The following is a 26,825-nucleotide window of genomic DNA, read 5'->3' as shown; positions in this document are numbered from 1 at the left end:
CAACGTTATGGACGCTCACAAACCTGTACTTTACAAAGAGATTATACACGCTCTGCAATCCCGCAACGGCGGGCGGTATGTGGATGGCACTTTGGGCGCGGGCGGTCACGCTCGCGGGATCCTGGAGGCTTGCGCGCCAGATGGGCATTTGCTGGGTCTGGATGTAGACCCACAGGCTTTGGCGCTTGCTCGTGAGACCTTGGCTCCTTACGAGGGGCGCATTCATCTCGTGCAAGCCTCCCACATAACGCTCAGTGAACAACTCGCCGTGTTGAAATGGGATTTTGTAGATGGCATTCTGCTAGACCTCGGTGCATCGTCTATGCAGTTTGATAATGCCGAGCGCGGCTTTTCCTTCATGCAAGATGGCCCGCTCGATATGAGATTTGGTCCACATGCAACAATGAGCGCGGAGGATATCGTCAACAAGTTTGATGAAAGAGAGCTGGCCGACATCATTTTCCGTTATGGCGAAGACCGTGACTCCAGAAAGATCGCGAGGGCCATTGTGATGAACAGACCGCTTCATACTACCCGTGAGCTGGTCGCAGTCATCGAGAAAGCCTCTCCCCGACGAGGTGACCGAGTGCACCCTGCCACGCAGACCTTTCAAGCTCTGCGAATCGCCGTCAATGAAGAATTGGCAGCAGTGGAGAAAACTCTTCCGCAAGCCGTAGCAGCTCTCAGGTCCGGTGGAAGATGCGCGGTGATCTCCTTCCACTCGCTGGAAGACCGCATCGTCAAAGAGTATTTTAGAGAGCAGAGCAAGGATATCGTCAACCCGCCTTACGAAAGAATTTATGAAGTGGAACGCAAGGCTGTAGTGAAGCTGATCAATAAGAAACCGATATTGCCGACTGATGAAGAGGTAAAAGAAAACCCGAGAGCGCGCAGCGCCAAGCTTAGAGTTGTAGAAAAATTATGAACATACCGAACGTAAACCACTACATTCATGCCTACAAGATCGCTCCCTGGCGCATTCAACGCCAGTGGATCGGAAACGTATTGCTTGCAGTGGTTGCGCTGGCTATGGTTGCCACTCTTTATCTCAACATCACCTCGAAGACTGCAATTGCGGGACGCGAAATTCAGGATCTTACTTATTCAATTGCTGTCAGCCAGCAATTGAGTGAAGATCTGCAAACACAGCTTGCTTCATTAACATCGGCCAGTGCTATGGAAACCCGCGCGCGTGAGCTTGGTTTCCGCCCGATGGAACCGGATGATGCTGAGTACCTGGTTATACCGGGCTATTCCGAACCTGTGTCATATATCTTATCCTCCGCGCCGCAGCTTCAATTGAGTGCCCTCACCCTCCCGCCGGAATATAACCAGTCCTTATTGGATTGGATGGATGAAAGAATATCATCTTCCCGAGGCGCACAATGAGACAGCAATATGCGCGCCGAACCCAGGTATTGATCAGCGCGATGGGGTTAATTGCATTTATCATCATTGTGCAGATGACGCGCATTCAAAACAGTGTGGAAGCCGATGTCTTTCGTCAGCAGGCGGAAAATTACGCTTACGAATTGCATACCTTTTACCCGAACCGCGGCGAGATTTATGATCGCAATGGTCGTTTGCTGGCAGGGAATAAAACCGTATACGAGGTCGGCGTTGATCTGACCACCGCCCAGGACCCTCATGCGATTGCATTTGCGGTGAGCGCAGAACTTGGCATGGATTACGATCAGATCATGAATGTAATTCAAAACCCGCCTGAGGGTCTTTCCTATATCGTCATTGCTGATTTCATAGATGCACAGCAAGCCTTAAATCTTCAAGAGTTGAAGAGGGCATTGCAGGAACAGGCCCCCGAAGGAACACTCGGCGGGCTGACCGGGCTTCAGTTCAAATCCCATCCGCAGCGCAGCTATCCTGAAGACGCGCTGGCTTCAAACATCATCGGTTTTGTAACCCGTGAAGGACGCGGCTACTTTGGCATTGAAGAGAAGTATGATACTTTGCTGGCAGGCAACCCGGTGCAGGTACTCGTCCCAACCGACCCGAATAAAGCCTTCGAGATTCCACGCGTGCCTGATGGCACAACCCTCGTCCTAACCATTAACCGAGATCTACAAGCTGCCGCCGAAGATATTTTGGATGCAGCCTTGGATGAGTATGAAGCGCAAGGCGGGACCATCGTAGTAATGGATCCACGTAATGGTGAATTGCTCGCAATTGCCGCCACCCGCCGCATGGACTTGAATCAATTCTGGAATTACGGCGTGGTTTACGACAATGTCAGCGAATACAACCCGGCCATTTCAAAACCCTACGAGCCCGGTTCCGTAACAAAAATCCTTACCATGGCCGCTGCATTGGATAGCTCCACTGTCAACCCCAATACAACCTACCTGGATACCGGCTCTATCTTGATCGGCGGAGTCACCATCAAGAATTGGGACCAACAGCCCTGGGGTGTCCAGAATATGGTCGGCTGTTTGCAGCACTCGTTAAACATCTGCATGGTCAACCTTTCTGTGCAAATGGGCGCGGAGACTTTTTATAACTACATGGATGCCTTTGGTTTTGGTCATCTCACAGGCGTGGATCTGGCTGGGGAAGTCAGTGGCAGACTCAAGACCCCGGGTGATTCAGATTGGTATCCGGTTGATCTTGGCACAAATGCCTTTGGTCAGGGTGTCACTGTTACCCCGATCCAGATGTTGATGGCAGTTTCATCAGTTGCAAACAATGGACGTTCGGTAACACCTCATGCCTTGAGCGCAATGGTGCGCGATGGCCGCCAATATAATGTCCCTGCGCAATATGCCGGCTCGCCCATCTCCGAGCAAACAGCAGATACATTAAGCGAAATGCTCGCCATCTCGCTTGAATCAGAAGCATCCAAGGCGCTTGTGCCCGGTTATCGCATCGCTGGAAAAACTGGCACCGCACAGATCCCTGTCAATGGATTCTATGACAGTACGCAAACCAATACCTCTTTTATTGGCTGGGGCCCGGTGGACGATCCGCAATTTATGATCTATGTCTGGCTCGAGCGCCCAGCCGCATCCATTTGGGGCGCTGAGACTGCCGCGCCGGTATTTGCTGAAATGGCAGAGAAAACCATCATCCTTTTGGATATTCCCCCGGATTATATTCGCCAACAACTTGTGGCAAAATAATATGCTCACATTCGCCGACATCCTCGAAGCCCTCACGCACAACGCGGTTCGCATTCCAAACGCAACTGCGGTTGTCACCGAAGCCGCAATAGACTCGCGCCAAGTGATCCCTGGTTCGCTCTTTGTGGCGATGCCCGGCGAAAATGTAGATGGTCACGATTTTATTGCAGATGCATTCAAGAGGGGGGCGTCTTTTGCTTTAATTCAGAAGGATGTATCCGCTTCTTTCCCGACCCTTGACCTGCGCGCCGCGCAAAGCGTATCAACTGGTTCTCCCCTTCAGCTTGATTCGCCTCTCTGCCTGCGCGTAGACAATACCCTCTCTGCCTTGCAACAAATTGCCCGCTTCTGGCGCCGCAAACTGGATTTGCGTGTGATCGGCATCACCGGCAGTGTTGGGAAATCCACCACAAAAGAAATGGTCGCCGAAGTGCTGGGCACCCGCTATCGCACGTTGAAAAACCTTGGTAATCTCAATAATGAGATCGGCTTGCCTCTCACTATTTTAAAACTCAGCTCCGGTTACGAACGCGCCGTATTGGAGATGGGATTTTACGTTCCTGGTGAGATCCAATTCCTTTGTGATATAGCCATGCCTCAAATTGGCGTAGTTACAAATGTGGGCACAGTCCATGCGGAGCGTGCCGGTTCACAGGAAGCGATTGCTAAAGGTAAAAGTGAATTGATCCAATCCCTTCCATCTGACGGTGTTGCGATCCTTAACTTTGATGATCCCTGGGTTCGCAAAATGGAGGAGAAATCCAAAGCACGAGTCTTCTTCTATGGGCTTTCACCGGAAGCAGACCTCTGGGCAGACCAGATCGAAGGCCTTGGTTTGGATGGCATTCGCTTCCGTTTGCATTACAAAGGTGAAGTACTTCATACACACATCCCCATGATCGGGCGGCACTCGGTTCATACTGCGTTGCGTGCCGCCTCTGTCGGTTTGAATGACGGCTTGAACTGGCAGGAAATTTTCGATGGCCTCTCCCATGGACATGCGCAATTGCGCCTTGTAGCTGTGCGCAGCGGGAATGGTGCATTGATCCTGGATGATACCTACAATGCCTCGCCCGAATCCATGCTGGCAGCATTGAATTTACTGGATGAAATGGATGGGCACAAGATCGCCGTATTGGGTGATATGCTTGAGCTCGGCCCATACGAAAAACAAGGCCACGAGATTGTGGGCGTGCGCGCTGCTCAGGTGGCAAAAGTTCTGCTTACGCTTGGCACGCGTGGGCGTATGATCGCAAACGCCGCGCGGCGCGCTGGAATGAAGCCCGCACATATTTTAGAATTTGAAGAATCTGAATCGGTGGTGGATTGGTTGAATAAAAATCTTACATCAGATGATACCGTGCTCATCAAAGGCTCGCACGGTTTGCGGATGGATCGAATCACCGCAGCCCTGGAGGTCAGCTCATGAGGCAGATCGCACTCTCGCTCAGCCTTTCAGGGCTTGCTTTCATCATGACCGCTATTTGGGGTGGACCTCTGCTGCGTATCCTGCGCCATTATAAAGTTGGTAAGATCATCCGCGTGGAAGAACCTGATGCGCATCGTGTAAAGATGGGAACGCCTACCATGGGCGGCGTCATGTTTATTCTGCCGGTGCTGCTGCTCAGCGGGTTGTTGAATGGAGTTGCCTTGGTCGGTGTGGCCTCCAGCGGCGTGGGGCGTTCCGTTCTTCTCCCAATGGCTGTCATGGTTGGATATGGCATTCTTGGCGCGTTGGATGACTGGGAAGGGATTCACGGCAGGCGCAAAGGCGATGGAATGCGTGTCCGTACCAAATTCATGTTCCAGGTGCTGCTTGCCCTTGGCACTGCTTACGTTCTGAAATATGTAATTGATGCACCGGACGTTTACATCCCCGGCCTCTTCTTCGAGATCGAGCTTGGCTGGTTCTATGTGCCTATTGCCGCTTTCATCATTGTCGCCGAATCGAATGCGGTCAACTTTACAGATGGCCTCGACGGCCTGGCAGGCTTGATCGCTGCCACAGCGATTGCCGCGTTCGGCGGCATTGCCATCATGCAGGAACAGGTTTATCTCGCGCGTTTTTGTTTTATTCTCGTTGGCGCGCTCTTTGGCTTTTTGTGGTTCAACGTCCATCCCGCCGAACTTATCATGGGCGATACAGGTTCGCTTCCCCTTGGCGCGGTGCTGGCAGTCATCGCGCTGATGACAGGTCAATGGCCCATGCTGCTCGTGATCGGTATTATCCCGCTTGCTGAAATGTTGAGCGATGTGATCCAGATCGGTTATTTTAAATGGACGAAAGGTAAACGTTTTTTCAAAATGGCGCCCATCCATTTACATTTTGAATTGCTAGGCTGGAGCGAAACCCAGATCGTACAACGCTTCTGGCTCATCGGTTTGATGGCGGCGTTGATAGGAATAGGTTTATCGCAGGTTTAGCTTATCCGTCATTGCGAGGGCGTTAGCCTGACACTGCGCCGCGCGCCAGTGCGGTGAGCAATCCCCAACAAAGAATAGAGATTGCTTCGCAAAGTGCGCTCGCAATGACGATAGAAAATTATGACCAACTGGAACGGCACCCGCACCCTCATCCTCGGCGCAGCGAGACAAGGAATCGCCCTTGCTCGCTGGCTCTCCCGTCACGGTTCAATCGTGACCTTGAGTGACTCGCGCCATGCAGACGAATTGACCTCCGCCCGAGCCTCCCTCGTGGATACGAATGTGACCTGGGCAGTGGGTGGGCATCCGCTTGAGCTTCTGGATCACACGGACGTGCTTTGCCTCTCCGGTGGCGTGCCGTTGACTTTGCCCATTGTGCAGGAAGCTATCAAACGCGGCATTCCCCTTTCAAACGATTCACAGATCTTCATGGAAGTCGCCCTATGCAAAACAATTGGCATCACCGGTTCGGCAGGTAAGACAACGACAACTACGTTAGTGGGTGAGATGGCTAAAAAAAACTCAGAAAGCAGAAGGCAGAATGCAAAATCATCTGCCTTCCACCATCTGCCTTCTGCTTTTATCGGTGGCAACATCGGTGACCCGCTCATTAACTACGTGGACGATATGAAACCCGATGACATCGCCATCATGGAATTATCATCCTTTCAACTGGAGCAGATGACCATCTCGCCGAACATTGCTGCTGTTTTGAATATCACGCCCAATCATTTGGATCGTCACGGTACGATGGAAGCCTACACTGCGGCCAAGGCGCGTATTTTGGATTTTCAAACTGACAAAGATACCGTCATCCTTGGCAGGGATGATAAGGGTGCCTGGGATTTGCGCGATAAAGTAAAAGGCAAATTGCTGACATTCAGCCTGCACGAGTTGGACAAAGGATTGAATGGAGCATATTTACATGATGGATTGTTGAACCTGCGCGATGGAAATGCCTACCTGCCTTTGTTATTGCGCGAGAAGATCCAATTGCGCGGCGACCATAATGTAGCCAATGTCCTCGCGGCGTTCACGATCGGTCACGCAGCTGGATTCAAATTGGATAACATGCTCGAAGCGGTTGAAGAATTTCGCGGTGTGCCGCATCGTTTGGAACTTGTGCGTGAGCTGCACGGTGTGCGTTGGTATAACGACTCGATTGCAACCGCGCCGGAGCGCAGTATGGCCGCCGTCCATGCTTTTGATGAGCCGATCGTGCTCATGCTCGGCGGACGTGACAAGAATCTGCCGTGGAATGACATTGCCAAATTGATATGTGAACGTGTGGATCATTTAGTGGTTTTTGGCGAGGCAGCGGATATGATTCAGAAAACAGTGGCAGGTGTCGGCGGAGAGCGAAGCGTGGATATTCGTCGCGCAACGAATCTTAAAGAAGCAGTCGCCCTCGCTGCAGAAGCGGCCCAGGCAGGAGACATCGTCCTGCTTTCGCCAGGCGGCACAAGTTACGATGAGTTTAAAGATTTTGCTGAGAGAGGAGAATCGTTTAGAAAATGGGTACTGGAACTTTCGTAAAAGAACAAACCTATTCATCGCATGGCCCCGCTGGTTTTTTGCGCGGCTTTGATATGCCATTGCTGGTATCTGTAGTGGCCTTACTTGTATTCGGGTTATTGATGCTCTTCTCAGCTTCGTGGGATTTTTCGCTCGGCGCCTATGGCGACCCGATGTACATGTTCAACCGCCAGCTAACCTGGCTTGGTATTGGCGTGGTGGTTGCAACTTTACTTGCATTCTTTGATTACCATCATTGGCGCAAATTAGTTGTGCCTGCCATGGCATTTACGATCCTCTTGCTGGTTGTTGTTTTGCTTATGAGTGAGATCCGCTTCAATGCGAAACGCGCCGTCTTTGGCGGGTCGGTTCAGCCATCGGAACTTGCCAAATTAATTTCGATTCTCTATCTCGGAGTTTGGCTGTATGCAAAGCGACAATTTCTGCATGATATTTCACTCGGTCTGATTCCTCTGGGCGTGATCCTGGGTGTGGTGGGCGGCTTGATTTATCAACAGCCCGACCTGAGCGCTGCTGCAACAGTCCTCGTCTTGGGAGGCTTGCTTTTCTTTTTAGCGGGCGGTGATCTGAAACAGATTGGTGTTCTGCTGATTGTTGCTTCCATTGCTGCATGGTCGGTTGCATCAATCAGCCTCACAGGCCGCGAACGTGTGGGAGATTTTGTGGCAGGCATCAAAGACCCATTGCAGGCTTCGTATCATGTGCGTCGTTCATTTGAAGCCATTGTCAACGGTGGATGGTTCGGTGTAGGGCTGGGTCAGTCACAATCAAAATTAACTGGTTTGCCTGTTCCGCCAACGGATAGTGTCTTCGCCGTTGTGGTTGAAGAACTTGGCTGGTTCGGCGCGGTTGCATTGATCGGTTTATATGGCTTTCTCATCTGGCGCGGATTAGTGATTGCACGCCGTGCACCAGATATGCTTGGCACATTGCTTGCTTCGGGCCTTGTGATTTGGATCGGTATGGAAGCGTTGATCAACATGGCGGTGATGGTTGGGCTTATGCCATTTGCAGGCAATGCTTTACCGTTCGTCAGCGCGGGCGGCTCAAACCTGGTTACTACACTTGCCGCGTTGGGCATTCTCTTTAATATTTCGCGCCAGGCAGGTGATGGCACAACTACAGATGAAGAATGGAGGTCTTACAGTGCGGTTGCTAATTTGCGCTGGTGGAACGGGCGGCGGAGTGTATCCCGCACTCGCCGTTCTGGAAGCGCTCAACGTTCAACGTGAGACACTCGACGTATTGTGGGTTGGCGGCGAAGGCGGCATGGAAGAGGAACTCGTGAAGCGCGAAGGCATTGCTTATCGTTCCGTTCCAGCCGCAGGTGTGCACGGTGTTGGTTTGCGTGCGCTGCCCGGCAACCTTGCCAAACTTACACGCGGGGTCATTGAATCGCGCCGCATTCTGCGCGAGTTCAAACCCGATGTGCTCTTCTTCACCGGTGGCTTCGTTGCTGCACCCATGGCCGTGGCTGGTCGAAATGTTCCAACCGTATTGTATGTCCCTGATATTGAGCCAGGTCTCGCACTTAAGTTTCTTTCACGTTTTGCGGATGTCATCACTGTGACCGCTTCCGACTCAAAAAAATATTTCCCCCGCCCCGAGAGACTCATTCTCTCAGGCTACCCGCTTCGTGCTGACCTTGCAAGTTGGTCCCGCGAAAAAGCGACTCAGCACTTTGGGCTTGATCTAAATAGGCCCACCCTGCTGGTCACTGGTGGAAGCAAAGGCGCACGTTCACTCAACATGACCACCTTGAAACACATCGAAGAACTGTTGAGCTTTGCGCAAGTGATTCATCTCACTGGTTCTTTGGATTGGCCTGTGGTTGAGAGAGCCGCACAGAAATTACCAGCGCAGCTTAAGCCTTATTATCATGCGATGCCATATTCACATGAAATGGGAGCCGCACTTGCAGCGGCAGACCTGGTTGTATCACGCGCGGGCGCATCTGCATTGGGAGAATATCCCTTCTTTGGTTTGCCCGCTGTGCTTGTGCCGTATCCGTATGCATGGCGCTATCAAAAAGTAAACGCTGATTACTTGGCCGAACACAATGCCGCAGTCATCTTGCAGGATGAATTATTGGAAGATAAACTCTTGTCTGTGATAAAAGATATATTGATGAATGAAAATAAACTGGAAGCCATGCGAGCCTCGATGAAAAAATTATCACACCCCAATGCAGCAAATGTTATTGCCAGCCAGTTGGTTGAATTGGCAGGAGAGCACCCACTATGATGAGCATCGTCTATATCTTCTGGATGTACGTCCTGCTCTTTGCGGTGATCGGGGCCATGCGTGGATGGGCAAAGGAATTGCTGGTGGCCTTCAGCGTCATCACTTCGCTGGCGGTCAACCTGCTTCTGGAGAAATACATTCCCCTCGTCCGCGACCTGGACGATGCGAGCACTTCTGTATTATGGATCCGCGTTATTATCCTGATTGCACTTGTTTATTTTGGATATCAAACTGTATCTCTCCCACGGCTTGCTTCCAAAGCCGCGCGTGAACGTTTGCAGGATGCACTCTTCGGTGCTGTATTGGGCGGCATAAATGGCTATCTCATTGCAGGCTCCATCCTGTTTTACAACCATGTGGCAAACTATCCATATCCGCATATCATCAGCCCCGCCACTGACCCAGCCATCATCCAGGCTGTTGATACGATGATGAAATACATGCCTCCTCGCTTTTTAGGTGAGCCAGGCATTTATTTTGCAGTCATTATCATTTTGATCTTTATTATTGTGGTGTATATCTGATCTTATGTCATTGCGAGGCGGCGCTTTTCCGCCGACGCAATCTCCTGCATCATCACGTAGATTGCTCACCGCACTGGCGCACGGTGCAGTGTTGGGCAAAGAACAAGAACGCCCTCGCAATGACATCAGGAAACCTTATGACACACGTTCACTTCATTGGCATTGGTGGTTCAGGGCTTTCTGCCATCGCGCGCCTGCTCAAGGAAAGCGGATATAAGGTGACAGGCTCAGACCGTACTCTCTCAAAATTTGCAGCAGACCTGCAAAATGAAGGCGTGTCGATCTATATCGGACATCATCCGCGCAACGTGGCAGGAGCAGATTGGGTGGTACGCTCCTCCGCAATTGGAGATGACAACCCCGAGGTGCGGGCTGCGATACAGGCAAGGATTCCCGTTCATAAACGCGCAGATTTCCTCGGCCAGTTAATGTCCAAAAAAACAGGTATTGCCATTGCAGGGACGCATGGCAAGACCACCACCACCGCCATGATCGCGTGGATTTTATATGCAATGAAACGCGACCCATCCTTTATTGTGGGTGGCACGTTGAACAACCTTAATACCAATGCACACGCAGGCAAAGGCGACCTTTTTGTGATTGAAGCTGATGAGTATGACCGCATGTTCCTGGGCCTCAAACCTTTCATTGAAGTTGTAACCAACCTCGAGCACGATCACCCGGATTGCTACCCGACATTTGAAGATATGTATTCCGCCTTTCAAAGCTTCGTAGACCTGCTGCCTCTGGATGGGACGTTGATCGTAAGTGCCGAAGATGAAGGCGCAGCAACTTTACTGACCCATGCACGCCGCCAGGGATTGAATATCGTTTCTTATAGTATTCAAGGTGAGATGACGATCAACAGCCCGCAATGGGTGCAGGCGCGCACCTTGCATGCCAATGATCGTGGTGGCTATGATTTTTCTATCATGACAAATATGGGCTCGGCTTCTGCGTCGATAATCAATGTCTCTTTGCAAGTGCCCGGTGAGCATAATGTACGGAATGCGCTCGCTGCCTTATCAGTCATAGCAACTTTGGGTCTTTCGCTTCAGGAAGCGGCCAATGCGTTGAGTCAATTCACTGGAACAGGCCGCCGCTTTGAAGTGCGCGGTGAGCGCAACGGCGTGACCGTGATTGATGATTATGCCCATCACCCCACTGAGATCCGCGCCACGTTGGCGGGCGCAAAGGCGCGTTATCCGCGCCATCGTATTTGGGCGGTCTGGCAGCCTCATACCTACTCGCGCACACAGACTTTATTCCTTGAATTCTCACGTGCCTTTGTAGATGCTGATGAAGTGCTTGTGACTGAAATTTATGCCTCACGTGAAGCAAAGCAAGGCTTCTCCTCCGCTGAAGTGGTTAGTGCCATGCCTCATCCCTCAGCCCACTATACAGGTTCGCTTGAAGATACGAAGAATTATTTATTGAAAAACCTTCGCTCCGGTGACGTTGTGATTGTTCTTTCGGCTGGTGACGCAGACCAAATCAGCGAAACCCTATTGAAGGAAATATGAGGCGATAATGACTGACAAAAAACAAGAGACGCCTCAAGACCAGACCGAAGTGATTGCTCTGCCTCCGTTGAGAATGGTCCTGGTCCATGCCAGGGATGAACGCGAAAATAAAGCCCTACGGAAACCTGTGATCAAACCTGTGGCAGAGCAGGAGCATGTAGAGCCGCAGGCATTGAAGAAGATCATTGAACATTTGGAGAAGAAAGATTAGTTGAAATGATTATGACCAGTTCCGCTTATTCCGTTGATGTATTACGCCAGCAGTTTGGCAACGCTGTGCACGAGAATGTCTCTCTTGCACCGTACACTTCTGCGCGCATCGGCGGCCCTGCGGATGTGATGATTACTGTCAAATCGGCGGATGAACTTGCTGGCGTTATGCAATTGATCTGGGAACATCAACTTCCATATTATGTGCTGGGCGGCGGCTCGAATGTTCTGGTCAGTGATAAAGGTGTGCGTGGGATAGTGGTTTTGAATAAGGCGAAGGAAGTGCGCTTCGAAACAGGTGACAGCCCAACAGTCTGGTGTGAAGCGGGGGTCGTCTTTAGCAATCTTGCAAATCGCTGTGCATCCAAAGGCCTGACAGGTTTGGAATGGGCAGCCACAATCCCCGGCACAATTGGCGGCGCAGTGTATGGAAATGCAGGTGCATTCGGCGGTGATATATCTGGTAATTTGATTTGGGCCGAGATGTTGACGAAGAATGGACGCGAGAAATTTTCTGTTGAGCAAATGGGATATGGTTATCGCACCAGTGTATTGAAACGCGGTGAAATTAAGGCAATAGTACTTTCGGCTTTATTGAGATTAAAAAATTCAACGAAAGAGGAAGTGTCTGTTAAAATCGAGCAATTCAGCGGAGGCCGAAAAGCCACGCAACCGCCCGGTGCCAGCATGGGTTCCATGTTCAAAAACCCTGAGGGCGATCATGCGGGGCGTTTGATCGAAGCCGCGGGGCTCAAAGGTACGCGCATCGGCAATGCTGAGATCAGCAAGCTGCACGGAAACTTTTTTATCAATCACGGTGAAACCAAGGCGGAAGACGTTCGCGCCTTGATTCATTTAGTGCAAAAAACTGTAAGTGAAAAATTTGGCGTTCAATTGGAATTGGAAGTGGAATTTGTTGGAGAATGGAACGTTTAAACGTGCAAACGTTTAAACGTGAAACGATATGAAGAAACTTCGCATTGCAGTGTTATTTGGCGGACGTTCCGGCGAACATGAGGTCTCGCTCATGTCTGCACGTTCCGTGCTGGTTGCGTTGGATGCGGAGCGATATGAAGTGATTCAAATTGGCATCACGCTGGATGGCAACTGGCTGACAGGTACGAATACCTTGGAAGCATTCGAGAAGAAGGATGTTTCCAGCCTTGATCCAGTCATTCCTCCAACCGAACCTGCGGCGCTTAAATCTTTGCGCGTAGTGCGTTCTACAAAGATGGGCGATAGGCTTGAAACCCTTGCCGCAGTGGATGTCTTCTTCCCTGTTCTGCATGGGCCATTTGGCGAAGACGGTACGATACAAGGCCTGCTCGAACTTGCGGATGCGGCTTACGTAGGTGCAGGTGTAGCTGGTTCATCTGTCGGCATGGACAAAGGTATTTTCAAAGATGTCATGCGTGCCAATAATATTCCAATTGTCGATTCACTGCTTGTTCTGCGGAGTGAGATCGAAAGTGATATGAACGCTGTTCTCGATAAAGTTGAAAAGATGGGAGCATATCCATTCTTTGCGAAACCCGCCAACCTGGGTTCGTCGGTTGGGATCAGCAAATGTAATTCGCGCTCCGATCTTTCCGAAGGCTTGATGGAAGCTGCGCGCTATGATCGCCGCGTTGTCATCGAGCGCGGCGCGGTCAATGCGCGTGAAGTGGAAGTAAGTGTGCTGGGCAATGAATCTCCAGAGACTTCCGTTTGCGGTGAGGTTCTGCCGAGCCGTGAATTCTACTCCTATGAATCAAAATATATCGATGGCACATCCGGGCTCATCATCCCTTCGCAATTGCCAAATGAAGTCACAAACAAAATTCGCGACTATGCTGTGCGTGCTTATAAGGCTATCGATTGCGCAGGCATGGCACGCGCAGACTTTTTTGTTGAAAACGATACACACAAGATCTACTTGAACGAATTAAATACATTGCCAGGTTTTACCTCCATCAGCATGTATCCCAAGTTGTGGAAGGCCAGCGGTATCACTTACCCGCAGCTTGTAGATCGATTGATCGAACTTGCACTCGAGCGCAAACAGCAGCGCGATCACACCGAGCATCGGAGGACAGCATGAGCAGCAAACGCGACCTCACTCGCGCTGAGCTTGTCCGCCGCCGCCGTGCACAGCGCGCTGCCAAAGAGTTGGAACAAACCACAAAGCGCGCGCTCAAGCCGATTGTGCCGGTCACTTCGCGCACACCGACCATTCCGATCAAGTCCAGGCCCATGCTGGTGTCAAAGCCTCGCCGATTCAATGTTGCGCTTGGTCTGCCGGAGTTCCATTTACATAAGCCAAATATTTCGTTCCCGCGTTTCCATGCAAATTGGCGGTTTGCTTCCATCATCATCGCTTTATTGCTTGGCACTGCCATATATCTGGCGCTCACACTTCCTTACTTTTATATCCCGGTTGCAACCGTGCTTGGCAACAATCGCATCAGCCGGGAAGAGATCAACAGCGTGCTTGGCGTTACAGGTCAATCCATTTTCACGGTTCAACCGCAGGATGTTCGAACACGTCTGCTGATGAACTACCCGGAACTACTTACAGCGGAAGTAAATGTCTATTTGCCGAACCATGTTTACGTTACGGTCACCGAGCGTCAGCCCGTCATCCTGTGGCAGCAAGGCGAAGGCTATACATGGATCGATGATAGCGGTGTGGCATTTCGTCCAAGAGGTTTTGTGGATGGGCTTGTCTCCGTCACTGCTTTGGATGAACCGCCTGCAGGCGTTGCTGTTGACCCGCTCAGCCCGCCGCCCTATGTGCAAAAAGAATTAGTGGATGGAATTCTCGTTCTCGCCCCGTCCGTACCTGCCGGCTCGACGATGACATTTGACTCAGCCCAGGGCCTCGGCTGGACAGATTCCCGCGGCTGGAAAGTTTCATTTGGCATTAGCGCAAACGACATGCCCTTGAAGTTACGCGTGTATCAATCCCTGGTTGATTCATTGATCGCGCAAAATAAATATCCTGAATATATAAACGTAGTTTATCCTGAAGCGCCGTTTTATCGCATGGCTGAAAGCACGCTTGAAGAATCAATCGAAGAAGAACCACAAGAAGAAACAGTGAGTAGTGAACAATAATGGAAGAGATCGTAGTTGGCATTGACGTAGGCACGACCAAGGTTTGCACCCTCGTTGGGCGGGTGGAGGATGAAAAGACCATCCGCATCCTCGGCGTTGGCATTGAGCCTTCGGATGGAATCCGCAAAGGTATTATTGTGGATCTTGCTGCCGCATCACAAGCCATCAAACGTTCGGTTGAAAAAGCGGAACGCACTTCTGGCCTGGAGATCACTACCGGGTTGGTCAGCCTTGCAGGGGCGCATGTCTCATCTGTAAATAGCCGCGGTACGACAGGTATACCCGGCGGCGTAATCGACGCAGTGGATATTGCCCGCGCTCTCGAACAGGCGCAGGCCGTTGCCATCCCGCATGACCGTGAGATCGTGCATGTCATTCAGCGCGGCATCACAGTCGATGGGCAGGAAGGCGTGAAGACCCCCGCTGGTATGCATGGCTACAAACTTGAAATGGAAACACATATCATCACCGCAGCTGCAGCAACAATGGATAACCTTCGTCAGTGTGTAGGCGCGGCAGGTGTTGATATTCAGCAATTTGTTTTGAATCCGCTGGCCTCTGCTGAAGTGGTGTTGACCGAGCAGGAACGCCAGATGGGTGTTGCGGTTTGCGATATTGGCGGCGGCACAACTGACCTCGCAATTTATGTCAACGGTGATGTCTGGCATACGATGGTGCTGGCTGTTGGCGGCAATCACGTCACTCAGGATATTGCGCATGGGCTGCGATTGCCCATGTCTCAGGCGGAGGAAGTGAAGAAGCAGCAAGGTTATGCTATTCGGTCCGAAGTTGGAAGCGATGAATATTTCTCCATCCGTCCCTTTGGTGAAGATCATGATGTCAAGATCAATCGCCAGGACCTGGCTCACATCATCGAAGCTCGTATTGAAGAAACCTTTGGCTTGATCCTGCAGGAGATAAAACGTTCTGGTTATGACGGTTTGCTTCCCGCAGGTGTGGTATTGACGGGTGGCACATCTGCCCTGCCCGGTATCAAACGGATTGCAAGCGCAGTATTGGGAATGCCCGTGCGTACAGCGCAGCCTGAAAACCTCACAGGGCTGGTCGATAAATTGAATTCGCCTGCATATTCAACAAGCGTGGGGCTGTTGCGTTGGGCAACTACCATGCGCGAACATGATGTTGTAGTTTCAAGCGGCAATAAAAACCGCCGCAGATCGCGAGGAGAGAAAACTATGAATTTTGATGCAATCAAAAATTGGATGAAACGGTTGTTACCGTAATATAGACTCTTTCTTCTTTCGTCTTTCGTGCTAGAAGAAAGATGAAAGAAGAAAGAAAGCTCAATGAGAAAAGATTCACAAGTCACTTTAAAAACCTTTTAAAATTTTTCAATCTCGTTTAAGATATGGCATATTCCTTGCCAGGAGGAACACATGGACTCGAACAAAAGAAATCTGCAATCCGAAGCCTTCGCCCGTATCAAAGTAATTGGCGTGGGTGGAGCCGGTCAGAATGCCGTCAACCGTATGATGGAAGAAGGCATTCAAGGCGTTGAATTTATCGCTGCCAATTCTGATGCGCAGGCGCTTACGCTTTCACGTGCGCCTGTTCGTGTGCGCCTGGGTGACAAGATCACACGCGGCCTTGGTGCAGGTGGTGATCCTGAGATCGGACGCAAAGCTGCGGAAGAATCATCCGATGAACTTTATAACGTGCTGAAAGGCGCGGATATGGTCTTCGTCACTGCGGGCATGGGCGGCGGCACTGGCACAGGTGCGGCTCCTGTAGTTTCGCAAGTTGCAAAGGAATGCGGCGCGCTCACCATTGGTGTGGTCACACGTCCATTTACTTTTGAAGGCGGCAAACGCTCACAATCTGCTGAAGCCGGTGTGACAAAAATGAAGGAACACGCTCACACCCTCATCTCCATCCCGAATGATCGTTTGCTTCAATTGGCTGATAAAAAATCGTCCCTGCAGGATGCCTTCCGCATGGCAGATGAAGTTCTGCATCAGGGCATTCAAGGCATCTCCGAGTTGATCACGATCCCTGGTTTGATCAACCTCGATTTCGCCGATGTCCGCACTATCATGTCTGAAGGCGGTGCTGCACTTATGGCAGTTGGCCGCGGCTCCGGTGATGATCGTGCCAAGACCGCAGCCGAACAAGCCATCTCTAGCCAATTGCTTGATATTACGATTGATGGCGCGCGCGGCGTTCTCTTCAACGTAACTGGTGGCTCGAACATGACTCTCTTCGAGGTCAATACCGCTGCGGCCATCATCCGTGAGACTGCGCATCCTGATGTCAATATGATCTTCGGCGCTGTTATCGACCCCGAGATGGGTGATGAGATCCGCGTGACCGTCATCGCAACTGGATTTGAACGCAGTGGAGTCCCGCGCCGCGCTTTGGAACGCCTCCCACGCAGCAACGAGAAGCCTGCTTCTCAATCTGGAGCCATGTCTGCCTCCTCGCTTTTTACACGCCCAAGTGAATCCGTCAGCGTCAACGCAGAGACACGCTCATCCAATGATACAAAATCCGCTTCACAACCGCCGAGCATCAACGCAGACGATCTGGATGTTCCCACATTCTTGAGAAATAGACGATAAGTTTCAATAAAACAAAAGTGACAGTCACACAATGTGACTGTCACTTTTTTGATTCATGCTAAAATATAAATGATGAAAGCCAAACTCCCACACCCTGAACATTATTCCTATCAAATACATCGCAAGCAGCGCAATATGCAGATCATTTTGCCTGTTGCCTTGAGTGCCTTGATATTGGTCGGCATGGTCGTATTGATCAGCCTCGCCACATTCAGGTCTGGTGGAGATGTGGGGCGCTGGGCTGCCATCTCCACGATCTGGATCGTTATTCCCATCATGATTGCGGGGTTGATATTTCTTGCCGTCCTCATTGGCCTTATCTACCTGATGGCGCGCGCGCTCGGCATTCTTCCGCACTACACTGGCATTGCCCAGGATTATGTCTATAAAGCGCGTTCATATATTATTCGCGGGGCGGATATGGCCGTAAAGCCCATCCTTGCCCTGAACGGCTGGCTGGAAACTATAAAAGCATTTTTTGGAAGGATAACACCATGAATAAAAGCAGAGTGATCATCGGCGGCACGTTGATCGGTGCAATAACCGGCCTGATAGCCGCCGTTCTTCTTGCGCGGCGCGCCGAAAGGAGTGACCGCGAAACAGCCATCACCACCGGGGAGGGCATGAAGCTCGGCGTTCTGATCTTCGGCCTGTTGAGGGCGATTGCTTCCCTGAGCGATGACTAAACATCGACTTATAAGAAAGACCGATGATCGTAATGGGTTGTCGGTCTTTTTGTCATTATTATGCGGGCACATTGATGGAGGAGAAGAGGATTGTAGGAGAACTTGATGTCAGAAGATTTATCCGCACAAAATGATGACACATTTCTTGATATATTCAAGAAACATAATGCGGTCATGCTTCTGATTGAACCTGAAACAGGGCGGATTTTGGATGCGAATGAAGCGGCTGAAAAATTTTATGGATATTCCCTTGCCCAATTCAAAAGAATGCATATCGCTGATATTAATCAGCTTCCGCCTGCCCAGGTGGATGGAGAGCAAAAACGCATCCTGAACGGAAAGGATAATTATTTTATTTATCCGCATAAACTAGCCAATGGTGAAATTCGGATCATCGAATCGCGTTCATCTCGTGTTACTGTAAATGGGGACATGGTCCTTTTTTCCATTATTCAGGATATCACCGAACGCAGGCAGGCAGAACAGGACTTGCACACAAACGAATTAAAATTCCAAACGCTCGCAGAGAATATCCCAAGTGTGATCTATCAGTGCCTTAATGATGATAACTACACTGTCAAATATATTAACAATGCAGTTGCCGAATTAACCGGCTACCCTCCAGATGCATTTTTGAATGGGTCGATCAGCTTTTTTGACCTCTATCATCCCGATGATATTCCGCTCGTGACCGCGCCTTTTACAGATACGTTTCGTGTCACATATCGCATCCGCCACAAGTCCGGGGAATGGCGCTGGGTGGAAGAATGGGGCACGGGCGTGCCAGACAACCAGGGCGAAATTCGGTATATCGAAGGCGTGATCGTGGATATCACCGAAAGCAAAAAGATGGAAAATGCGCTGCGCGAATCTGAAGCGCGTTATCGTTCATTATTCGATCAAATGATGGATGGCATTTACCGCAGTACACATGAGGGGAAGTTTGTTGATGTAAACCCGGCTATGGTGAAGATGTTTGGATATTCATCGAAGGATGAAATGTTGAATATCGACATCAAGAAAGAACTTTACTTTGCGCCCGATGAAAGAGGCAGTCATATTTTGGATACAGGCCAGGAGGAAATTGAAGTCTACCGAATGCGCCGCAAAGACGGCTCTGAAATATGGGTTGAAGATCACGGGTATTACGTCCACAATGAGCAGGGGAATATCATTTATCACGAAGGCATGTTGCGTGATATCACCGAACGCAAACGGGCAGAGGATTCACTGCGTCAGCGGCTGATCGAATTGGAAGCCTTGTACAGTGTTTCGGCATCTTTGCGGGCAGCTCAAACCTTTGAAGAAGCCCTGCCCATTTTGCTGGATCAGACACTCGCCGCGCTTGGGACAGACGCAGGTACGATCCTGCTTTACCATGCGGATAGCAGCGAATTAAGGGATACCTTTCCGCGCGGCTGGTTCAAGGATCTTCAAAATACTCCGGTCAAAGTTGGTACGGGGGTGGCTGGAACTGTATTCGCAACTGGTGAGCCCTACCATTCCATCGAGTTTGCAAAAGACCCTTTACCACAACCTTCCACTCGCAGAAAGATCCCAGCGGGTTGGGGTGGAGCTTGCGTACCCATTCGGGCTGGCGCTGAAATCGTAGGCGTAATTTTTGTCTCGGTTCAATTGCCGCGCCAGATTACTCCAGAACAAATGAAACTCCTAAACTCCTTGGCAGAAATAGCGGGTTCTACCCTGCATCGTACCCGCCTATATGATGAGACCGCGCGCCGTGCTCAGGAATTTGCCTCATTGTATGAAACGAGTAATGCTCTCTCCGCCGAGACTGAATTGAACACCATGCTTCAGGTCATTGTGAATACAGCCAAGAAACTGCTGCACTCTTCATCCAGTGGGATCTATCTTTTTATTCCATCCAGCAATGAACTGGAATTGACAGTGGATACACAGGCTTACATTACCATTGGATCCCACCTGAAAATAGGGGAAGGGCTCGCAGGGCATGTAGCAAAGACTCGTAAACCTCTGCGAGTTGACGATTATTCAACTTGGGAAGGTCGTTCTCCTCAATACGAAGGAGTTCCCCTGCGTGCAGTACTTGAAGTGCCCATGCTATATAGCGGCGAGTTGATCGGCGTTCTAACAGTGGATGAGGCCGGTGATTCTGAACGAAAATTCACGGAAGCAGATGAACGCCTCTTATCGCTTTTTGCATCCCAAGCCGCGGGCGCCATTCATTCGGCCCGCCTTCGGCTCGAGGCGCTTCACCGCCTCGAACACCTGCAAACCCTGCGGACGATTGATAAAGCCATCGCCACCAGCCTTGATCTTCGCATCACCCTGAACATCGTCCTCAATCAAGTCATCAATCAATTAGGTGTGGATGCCGCCGATGTGCTTTTGCTTCATCCTCACGAGCAAACGTTGCAATTTTCAGCCGGGCAGGGGTTTCGTACGAACATGATCGAAAACGCAGATGTTCACCTTAATGATAGCTTTGCGGGGCGCTGCGTCATGGAACGTACCGTCATCCAGGTTTTCGATCCTGAAGTCGTGATCGAAAATCAGCCCTTTTATCGTTTATGGTTTGAAGAAAAATTTACCAATTACATTTGCATTCCCCTGCTTGTAAAAGGGGAGGTAAAAGGCGTTCTCGAAGGATATAGCCGCTCAAAATTTTCAGCAGATGATGAATGGCTTGAATTCCTTGAAACACTGGCAGGGCAAGCCGCCATTACAATTGATAATGCGCAGCTATTTGACAGCGTCCAGCGCGTCAACATGGAGCTTGCCATTGCTTATGAAGCCACCATCGAAGGCTGGTCTCGCGCATTAGACTTGCGCGATAAAGAGACCGAAGGCCATACACAGCGTGTTACAGAACTCACCATGGCCTTGGCGCGGGCAGCCGGCATCAACGGTAGCGAACTGCAACATATCCGCCGTGGTTCCTTGCTGCATGACATCGGCAAGATGGGCATCTCAGACCGCATCTTACACAAGAAAGGCAAACTGACCAACAAGGAATGGGAGATCATGCGCACGCATCCCGTGCTTGCCCTTAGAATGCTTCAACCCATTATCTACCTGCGCCAGTCTTTGGATATTCCTTATTGCCATCACGAAAAGTGGGATGGCTCAGGTTACCCGCGCGGACTTAAAGGCGAAATGATCCCGCTCTCTGCACGCATCTTTGCCATTGCAGATGTATGGGACGCCCTTACCAGCTCACGCCCCTATCGCAGAGCCTGGACCAAAAAGAAGGCCCTTGAATATATCAAAACACAAAGCGGGCAATACTTCGACCCGTATATTGTGGAAACCTTCTTAAGAACGATAAAGGATATTTAACGGTTTACAAAATGACAGTCGACTCCATCTCAAAACAAACATATCGCCGCTTCCTGCTCGCCTCACAGGGACTTTGGCCTGGTCGCCGTTTCGAGGGGCCGCTCGGCGCTGAATCCGCTTTGCGCCAGATGCAGGCGCTTCAACTCGACCCGTTGACCATGGTCGCACGCAGCCAGGACATTGCCATATATGGGCGCGTGTTGAATTACAAGCCTGAACATCTATACGAGATGGCCTATGCAAAGCGCAAAGCCTTCGACTATGGCGGCTGGCTGATGATGTACCCCATGAGCGATTTTCCATATTGGCGTTTGCACATGAAACAGCGCAAAGCCCAGGGGTTGAACTACGAATCTTTCAAGCATCCGCCAAAAGAGTTGTTGAAATTCATCCTCAACGAGTTGCGTGAGCGCGGCCCGTTGGGGAATAGGGATTTTGAAGGCACAAAGGTAAAAGCATGGAGTTATCGCGGGCGCAAGGAAACTTCCGTTGCCCTCTTTTACCTGTGGTTGACAGGTGAAGTGATGATCTCCAACCGCAAAGGCTTCGACCGCATCTACGACCTGCGGGAACGGGTTGTGCCGTCAGAGTTTGATTATTCGGTAACTGAAAAAGAAACGATTGACTTTATGAGCAGGAAGATCATTGCCTTTTTGGGAATGATGCGTGAAAGCCGTCTGGGAACTGAACTTTCCTATTACATCCATAAAGATGTATCGCGGGAAAATGCGAAAAATCTGGTGCATCAACTTGTTGAGCAGGGTGTTGTCTCGCGGGTTGGGGTGGAAGGCTCAAAGGATGGATTCCTCATCTTGAACAGCGACCAGCCTCACCTGTCCGAATTGGAAGCGGGGCGCATTCCCAAAGCATGGAAGCCAAAAGGTCCAACAACGGATGAAGAAGTCACCTTGCTCGCACCGTTGGAAATCGTCAGCGCAAGAGGCCGCGCGCAAAAAGTTTTTGACTTTGAATATTTATGGGAGGTGTATAAGCCCGCCCATCAACGCCGCTGGGGTTATTACACTTTGCCGATCTTGTATGGTGACGACCTGGTGGCGCGGCTTGACCCCAAGCTCGACCGCACAACCAACACCCTTCACATCCTCGGCTTCTGGCTCGAAGACGATGCCCCGAAAGATGAAGCCTTCGCGGATGCGCTCGCCAATGGCCTGAAGAGATTCGCCGATATGATTGGCGCGCAGAAAATCGACCTAAGTGGAATCAAACCAATAAAACTGCGTGCTTACTTGAAGAAGAAGTTGAAATCATGAAATTAAAAAATGCCATCACCGATGTGCGCGGCATCGAAGTGGGGCACACGCAGAATGAAGAAGCCTTAACTGGCTGCACTGTCATCCTCTGCCGAAAAGGCGCGGTGGCCGGTGTGGATGTGCGCGGCGGTGCGCCCGGAACGCGCGAGACCGATCTGTTGGATCCCATTAATCTCGTGCAGAAAGTTCATGCCATCGTTTTGGCTGGCGGCTCAGCATTTGGTTTGGATGCAGCCAGCGGCGTGATGCGCTATCTCGAAGAAAAGAAGATCGGATTCAATACCGGTGCCGCCAAAGTGCCAATCGTCCCTTCTGCCATTTTATATGACTTGAACCTCGGTCGCGCGGACCTGCGGCCTGATTCTGCCATGGGATATCTCGCCGCCGCTTCAGCATTATCCGACCCACCTGCCGAGGGAAATGTAGGCGTAGGCACGGGCGCATCCATCGGCAAGATGTTTGGCCTCAAGCTGGCGATGAAATCTGGGGTTGGCACCGCCAGCATGGATATCGGTGGGGGCGTGATCGTGGGTGCCATCGTGGCGGTAAATGCCTTTGGTGATGTGACTGATCCAAAAACAGGCGAGATCATCGCAGGCCTTCGGTCTGGGAAGGTCGGCCCACTGCGAATTGGGAAAAAGAATCAATTTGCGGATACGCTTGCGATGATGAAGAATCCAATAGGCCGTGGGATTCTCGGTTTTGCGGGTCGTGCCAATACGGTGATCGGGGTTGTAGCGACCAACGCAAAGTTGACCAAAGCCCAGGCGACCAAAGTTGCGCAGATGGCGCAGGATGGCATCGCTCGCACCATAAGACCTGCTCATACCATGTTGGATGGTGATGTGATCTTTGCACTGTCCACCGGCGCAAAAAAAGCCGATGTCTCAATTATCGGCGCGTTCGCCGCGGAAGTGATGGAGGATGCAATTTTGCGAGCAGTGAGGATGGCAAAGTCTGCTGGCGGATTGCCCGGGTTGAATAAAACATGAAAAACTTAAAAAGTTGATTTATACTGAAGTCGGAGTTTTGATTCTTAGAATATGGAATATCTTATGGAGCAAGTAGCCTCTCCAGAAACGGGCACAATCGCGATGGATCTTGCCATCGTGTTTATTTTGGTTCTAGCGAACGCCTTCTTTGTGGCTTCTGAATTTGCGCTTGTCTCCGTCCGCAAGACACGCATTGACCAGCTTGCCGCTGAAGGCAACAGCGCCGCAGTTGTGGTTAAACATGCCGTGCGGGATCTTGACCGCTACATTGCCGCCACTCAAGTGGGGATTACGATTGCATCCCTGCTGTTGGGAGGTCTGGGGGAGGAAGCGCTGGAGCCGCTTTTGCATCCCCTTTTCATTTGGATACCGGAGACGTGGTTGGGCCTTACCTCTGCGGGGCTGACTGCGGGCTTTGCCTATTTCATCATGACCGCGTTGCACGTTATTATTGGCGAGTTGATGCCAAAGTCCATTGCACTTCAAAGGCCAGACGTAACCGCCCTTTGGATCGGCCGCCCGATGTTGTTCTTTGCCACTATCTTTTCCCCGTTGACCTGGCTGCTGAACGGCATAGGCAACTTCCTCTTGCGCCTGATCGGCTTTCATCCTGCCGAGGGTCATAGCCAGGTGCACTCACCGGAAGAATTGGATATGCTTTTTACAGAGTCACACAAAGGCGGTGAAATCAATGTCACCGAGTTTGAGATTTTACATCGTGTTGTGAGGTTCTCGGATACCACCGCGCGTGCCGTGATGGTGCCGCGGTTGGAGATGCAGGCTCTGCCGTTGGCAATAACACGCAGCGCATTAACTGATTTTTTGCAGGGTCGGCCTCACACGCGTGTTCCAGTTTATGACGATTCGTTGGATGACATTATTGGGATTGTCAACTCCAAAGATTTGGAGCATCTGAATTACCGCGAGCTTTCTCAGGAATTGGAACAATTGAAGACAACCATTTCTGATAAGAACAGCGGTCAACCAACACTGAATGGCAGCCAGGCAATTGATGAGAAAGTACTGGATTTGACGCCACTAGTGCATGAGGTGGCCTTCGTACCTGAAACGATCAGGATAGATAAATTGCTTACAGAGTTCAAGAAACGCCGCCAGCAGATTGCCATTGCCATAGACGAATACGGAGGCACAGCCGGTCTTGTTACCCTCGCAGACTTGCTGGAACGGGTTTTTGGAGATTTGCCCGATGGAGAAACAGAGCCAGAGATTTTGAAGCGGTCGGATAGTCATATACAATTGGCAGGGCGTGTTGGAATAGACGAAGTAAATGAACTCTTCGGCTTTGGTTTTCGCTCCGATGAAGCCGATACGATGGCTGGCCTGGTCATCAATGCTTTGGGCCGAACTGCTGCTGCTGGTGATGAAGTGGAGATCAATGGTCTTCGGATACGTGTTGAGAAAGTTGACCGTCATCGCATCATTACCCTAAGCCTGTTCCTGCCAGCGGATAGGAAGGCTGAAACCCTGCCTTCTGATCAAGCTGATTAGATCGCCTGACAAACAAACCCATTCAAATACGCGTTATCGGGGATGTAATCGCTCCCCTGCGACAAGTGCTTGACCTTGCTGATTGAAAGCCGTACAATGACAAAAGTTTGTTCTGGCATTAATGTTTCTCCGCATAATGTCTAAATTAATTTAGGTGTTTAGGTGGCAGGAAATATATAAGTATTTAGGCCGCCATTTGGCGGGTAAACGCGTAGTTGGCACGCCCCTTGCAAATCTATGAACAACACAAGCAAATTTATCGTCTTTTTAGATACAAGCGTTTTGCTAAAGGCATTTGTTGGCTATCGTCAGCATCACGAATTGCCTTTGTTTATTAATGACCAAGAAACCAAACGATTTACTTTTGAAAAGTGTGTTTATGAAGCATATATGGCTTTTCGTGGTGTTGGTGGTAAAAAGCCATCTGAAGGACGTGGTGATTGGGCTAACCGCTTCTTGAAAAATGAAAGTGACCCTCAGTCTTTAGATAAATTGGCAAGCAGATTTCATGATGACAACATTGGATATGCTTTATTTTGGTCAAACAATATTTTAGGAATTGACCCATCCAGTTATGCCGAAATGGTTGCTCGCTATGTCAATCCAAATGAAATTGAAAAGGCACAACAAAACATAGATGAATTATCCGCTCTAAAGAAACAGCGGGCATTGTTTGAAAGTCTATGTAACGGTTTTCGGGAAATGCTTCGAGAAAATAATATTGTCATATTGCCTTACACTCTTATTTTTGGCGACGATATTTCATGGATGAAAAATTATGGTATCAAGTCTGGCAACAGGGCAGACCCATTTGTAATTGATGTCTTTGTTAGAGAAACTATAATTCCATCGGAAGATTTAGAAAATATTTTTGCGGCGGCTCGAATTTCTGCTGATGTTTTTGTAACAGACGATAATCACCTGATAAAATGTGCGTTGAGTTTAGGCTCAAATTCGTCACTCTCCCCAGCGTCATTTTGCAGAAGCGATGAATACGAATCAAAAAAGCAAGAGCGTAAATCTGGTTTGGCGTTTGCAAAGTTCTAAAAACCAAAGGTCTTTTATGGCAAAAAGCGTGCCACCGATGAGTAGCAGTTGTCAAGAGGGAAAAAATCAAAGCTTTTTGTGCTGCACGAGGGATGGCGAAATCAAAAAAAGGCAACGCTCCGCCAGCCCGCCAGGACCTCCTGCCGCATTGGGCGCATTCATTTCCGCGCGACTTACTGGAAATTCACAGAAATTATTGCTTCAACTCTGGCTTCAAGGCCAACACTTCCTCCTTGGAAGCAATTCGTCGCGGCAGGCCGCCTCTCACGATCCGTGTCAGGTGTTCCCCTTTTCCCAGGCGCATCAATCCATACTTCGCAAACTGTTGATTGCTCATGCCATTCAAAGCAGGTTTGTCGATATGCCAGGCCCAGGTCAGCATCTTGTAGGCCAGATCTTCCTCACTGGATTGATCGTAGGATTCCTGCCTAGTCAACAGATACCAAAGCGTCACCAACAATTTTCGGGCAATCGCAACAATCGCCTGGTTCTGATGCTTCCGTTTGCACAGCTCATCATATTCCGCCCGCCAACTCGGATTGGAACGGATTGCCTGCCAGGAGGCTTCCACCAACGCCCAGCGTAATTCCTTGCGCCCAAACTTGGTGATCCCTTTTTCGCGATGTTTCTGCCCGCTGTCATGCACGCCAGCTCCCAAGCCTGCATAACCCACTAATTTCTTCGGACTTTCAAAGCGTCGGATGTCTCCAATCGCAGACAGGATCGTCA

The 26,825-nt window shown here is 50.4% G+C and carries 25 protein-coding genes; 23 read left to right on the top strand and 2 right to left on the bottom strand.

The genetic code is table 11. The features are described 5' to 3' along the window. The first annotated feature begins 7 nt into the window (after nt 1-7). From rsmH to AC14M5_RS02995, 22 genes are all read left to right on the top strand, one after another. Nucleotides 8-925: a 16S rRNA (cytosine(1402)-N(4))-methyltransferase RsmH gene (gene rsmH, locus AC14M5_RS03100; protein ID WP_484028165.1), complete on the top strand. Its 918-nt coding sequence runs from the start codon at nt 8-10 to the stop codon at nt 923-925. Beyond that, nucleotides 922-1,389 carry a hypothetical protein gene (locus AC14M5_RS03095; protein WP_484028164.1) on the top strand — a complete coding sequence of 156 codons (468 nt, stop codon included), beginning with the start codon at nt 922-924 and terminating at the stop codon, nt 1,387-1,389. The genes rsmH and AC14M5_RS03095 overlap by 4 nt, the downstream gene beginning before the upstream one ends. Further along, the gene (locus AC14M5_RS03090) at nt 1,386-3,134 is read left to right on the top strand and encodes a peptidoglycan D,D-transpeptidase FtsI family protein (protein ID WP_484028163.1); all 1,749 of its coding nucleotides are present in this window, start codon (nt 1,386-1,388) and stop codon (nt 3,132-3,134) included. The genes AC14M5_RS03095 and AC14M5_RS03090 overlap by 4 nt, the downstream gene beginning before the upstream one ends. Nucleotide 3,135: 1 nt before the next feature. After that, nucleotides 3,136-4,563, top strand: coding sequence for a UDP-N-acetylmuramoyl-tripeptide--D-alanyl-D-alanine ligase (locus tag AC14M5_RS03085; RefSeq protein ID WP_484028162.1), 1,428 nt, complete (start codon nt 3,136-3,138; stop codon nt 4,561-4,563). Continuing rightward, entirely contained in the window at nt 4,560-5,558 is a 999-nt protein-coding gene (gene mraY, locus AC14M5_RS03080; protein ID WP_484028161.1) for a phospho-N-acetylmuramoyl-pentapeptide-transferase, read from the top strand. Before AC14M5_RS03085 ends, mraY begins: the two co-directional genes overlap by 4 nt. 120 nt (nt 5,559-5,678) lie before the next feature. Further along, nucleotides 5,679-7,094, top strand: a complete 1,416-nt coding sequence (murD, locus tag AC14M5_RS03075) for a UDP-N-acetylmuramoyl-L-alanine--D-glutamate ligase (protein WP_484028160.1) — start codon at nt 5,679-5,681, stop codon at nt 7,092-7,094. Further along, nucleotides 7,073-8,326, top strand: a complete 1,254-nt coding sequence (locus AC14M5_RS03070; protein ID WP_484028159.1) for an FtsW/RodA/SpoVE family cell cycle protein — start codon at nt 7,073-7,075, stop codon at nt 8,324-8,326. Before murD ends, AC14M5_RS03070 begins: the two co-directional genes overlap by 22 nt. Continuing rightward, nucleotides 8,241-9,338, top strand: a complete 1,098-nt coding sequence (gene murG / locus AC14M5_RS03065) for an undecaprenyldiphospho-muramoylpentapeptide beta-N-acetylglucosaminyltransferase (protein ID WP_484028158.1) — start codon at nt 8,241-8,243, stop codon at nt 9,336-9,338. Before AC14M5_RS03070 ends, murG begins: the two co-directional genes overlap by 86 nt. Next, a complete protein-coding gene (locus tag AC14M5_RS03060; RefSeq protein WP_484028157.1) occupies nt 9,335-9,862 on the top strand; it encodes a CvpA family protein in 528 nt (175 codons plus the stop codon). Before murG ends, AC14M5_RS03060 begins: the two co-directional genes overlap by 4 nt. Before the next feature lie 137 nt (nt 9,863-9,999). Next, the gene (murC, locus tag AC14M5_RS03055; RefSeq protein ID WP_484028156.1) at nt 10,000-11,385 is read left to right on the top strand and encodes a UDP-N-acetylmuramate--L-alanine ligase; all 1,386 of its coding nucleotides are present in this window, start codon (nt 10,000-10,002) and stop codon (nt 11,383-11,385) included. A 7-nt stretch (nt 11,386-11,392) separates the two neighbouring features. Further along, nucleotides 11,393-11,596, top strand: coding sequence for a hypothetical protein (locus AC14M5_RS03050; protein ID WP_484028155.1), 204 nt, complete (start codon nt 11,393-11,395; stop codon nt 11,594-11,596). Nucleotides 11,597-11,607: 11 nt separating this feature from the next. Further along, nucleotides 11,608-12,531 (top strand): UDP-N-acetylmuramate dehydrogenase, encoded by a 924-nt coding sequence (murB, locus tag AC14M5_RS03045; protein WP_484028154.1) that lies wholly within the window; start codon nt 11,608-11,610, stop codon nt 12,529-12,531. 28 nt (nt 12,532-12,559) lie between these two features. After that, nucleotides 12,560-13,675 (top strand): D-alanine--D-alanine ligase family protein, encoded by a 1,116-nt coding sequence (locus AC14M5_RS03040; RefSeq protein WP_484028153.1) that lies wholly within the window; start codon nt 12,560-12,562, stop codon nt 13,673-13,675. Continuing rightward, the gene (locus AC14M5_RS03035; protein ID WP_484028152.1) at nt 13,672-14,691 is read left to right on the top strand and encodes a cell division protein FtsQ/DivIB; all 1,020 of its coding nucleotides are present in this window, start codon (nt 13,672-13,674) and stop codon (nt 14,689-14,691) included. Before AC14M5_RS03040 ends, AC14M5_RS03035 begins: the two co-directional genes overlap by 4 nt. Beyond that, nucleotides 14,691-15,935 carry a cell division protein FtsA gene (gene ftsA, locus AC14M5_RS03030; protein WP_484028151.1) on the top strand — a complete coding sequence of 415 codons (1,245 nt, stop codon included), beginning with the start codon at nt 14,691-14,693 and terminating at the stop codon, nt 15,933-15,935. Before AC14M5_RS03035 ends, ftsA begins: the two co-directional genes overlap by 1 nt. A gap of 153 nt (nt 15,936-16,088) precedes the next feature. Further along, entirely contained in the window at nt 16,089-17,270 is a 1,182-nt protein-coding gene (gene ftsZ / locus AC14M5_RS03025) for a cell division protein FtsZ (RefSeq protein ID WP_484028150.1), read from the top strand. 69 nt (nt 17,271-17,339) lie between these two features. Then, on the top strand, nt 17,340-17,768 hold the full coding sequence (locus tag AC14M5_RS03020) for a hypothetical protein (RefSeq protein WP_484028149.1): 429 nt from the start codon (nt 17,340-17,342) through the stop codon (nt 17,766-17,768). After that, complete coding sequence (locus tag AC14M5_RS03015) at nt 17,765-17,956, top strand: hypothetical protein (protein WP_484028148.1); 192 nt, start codon at nt 17,765-17,767, stop codon at nt 17,954-17,956. Before AC14M5_RS03020 ends, AC14M5_RS03015 begins: the two co-directional genes overlap by 4 nt. Nucleotides 17,957-18,061: 105 nt before the next feature. Further along, entirely contained in the window at nt 18,062-21,277 is a 3,216-nt protein-coding gene (locus AC14M5_RS03010; protein WP_484028147.1) for a PAS domain S-box protein, read from the top strand. Nucleotides 21,278-21,288: 11 nt separating this feature from the next. Beyond that, complete coding sequence (locus tag AC14M5_RS03005; protein WP_484028146.1) at nt 21,289-22,548, top strand: winged helix-turn-helix domain-containing protein; 1,260 nt, start codon at nt 21,289-21,291, stop codon at nt 22,546-22,548. Beyond that, nucleotides 22,545-23,540 (top strand): P1 family peptidase, encoded by a 996-nt coding sequence (locus tag AC14M5_RS03000; protein ID WP_484028145.1) that lies wholly within the window; start codon nt 22,545-22,547, stop codon nt 23,538-23,540. The genes AC14M5_RS03005 and AC14M5_RS03000 overlap by 4 nt, the downstream gene beginning before the upstream one ends. 63 nt (nt 23,541-23,603) lie before the next feature. Continuing rightward, nucleotides 23,604-25,049, top strand: a complete 1,446-nt coding sequence (locus AC14M5_RS02995; RefSeq protein WP_484028144.1) for a hemolysin family protein — start codon at nt 23,604-23,606, stop codon at nt 25,047-25,049. Here AC14M5_RS02995 and AC14M5_RS02990 read toward each other — a convergent pair. Further along, on the bottom strand, nt 25,046-25,168 hold the full coding sequence (locus tag AC14M5_RS02990) for a hypothetical protein (protein WP_484028143.1): 123 nt from the start codon (nt 25,166-25,168) through the stop codon (nt 25,046-25,048). The two genes, AC14M5_RS02995 and AC14M5_RS02990, sit on opposite strands and share 4 nt — an antisense overlap. A gap of 118 nt (nt 25,169-25,286) precedes the next feature. On the opposite strand from AC14M5_RS02990, the gene AC14M5_RS02985 reads away from it, so the two are divergent. Beyond that, nucleotides 25,287-26,096, top strand: a complete 810-nt coding sequence (locus tag AC14M5_RS02985) for a hypothetical protein (protein WP_484028142.1) — start codon at nt 25,287-25,289, stop codon at nt 26,094-26,096. 193 nt (nt 26,097-26,289) lie between these two features. Here the strand turns inward: AC14M5_RS02985 and AC14M5_RS02980 are convergent. Continuing rightward, on the bottom strand, nt 26,290-26,825 hold a 536-nt coding region (locus AC14M5_RS02980), incomplete at its 5' end, for a transposase (RefSeq protein WP_484028141.1).

The organism is Candidatus Villigracilis sp., assembly GCF_057083605.1.
The sequence above is the reverse complement of the archived record's forward strand: the minus strand, read 5'-3'. Positions and strand labels throughout refer to the sequence as shown.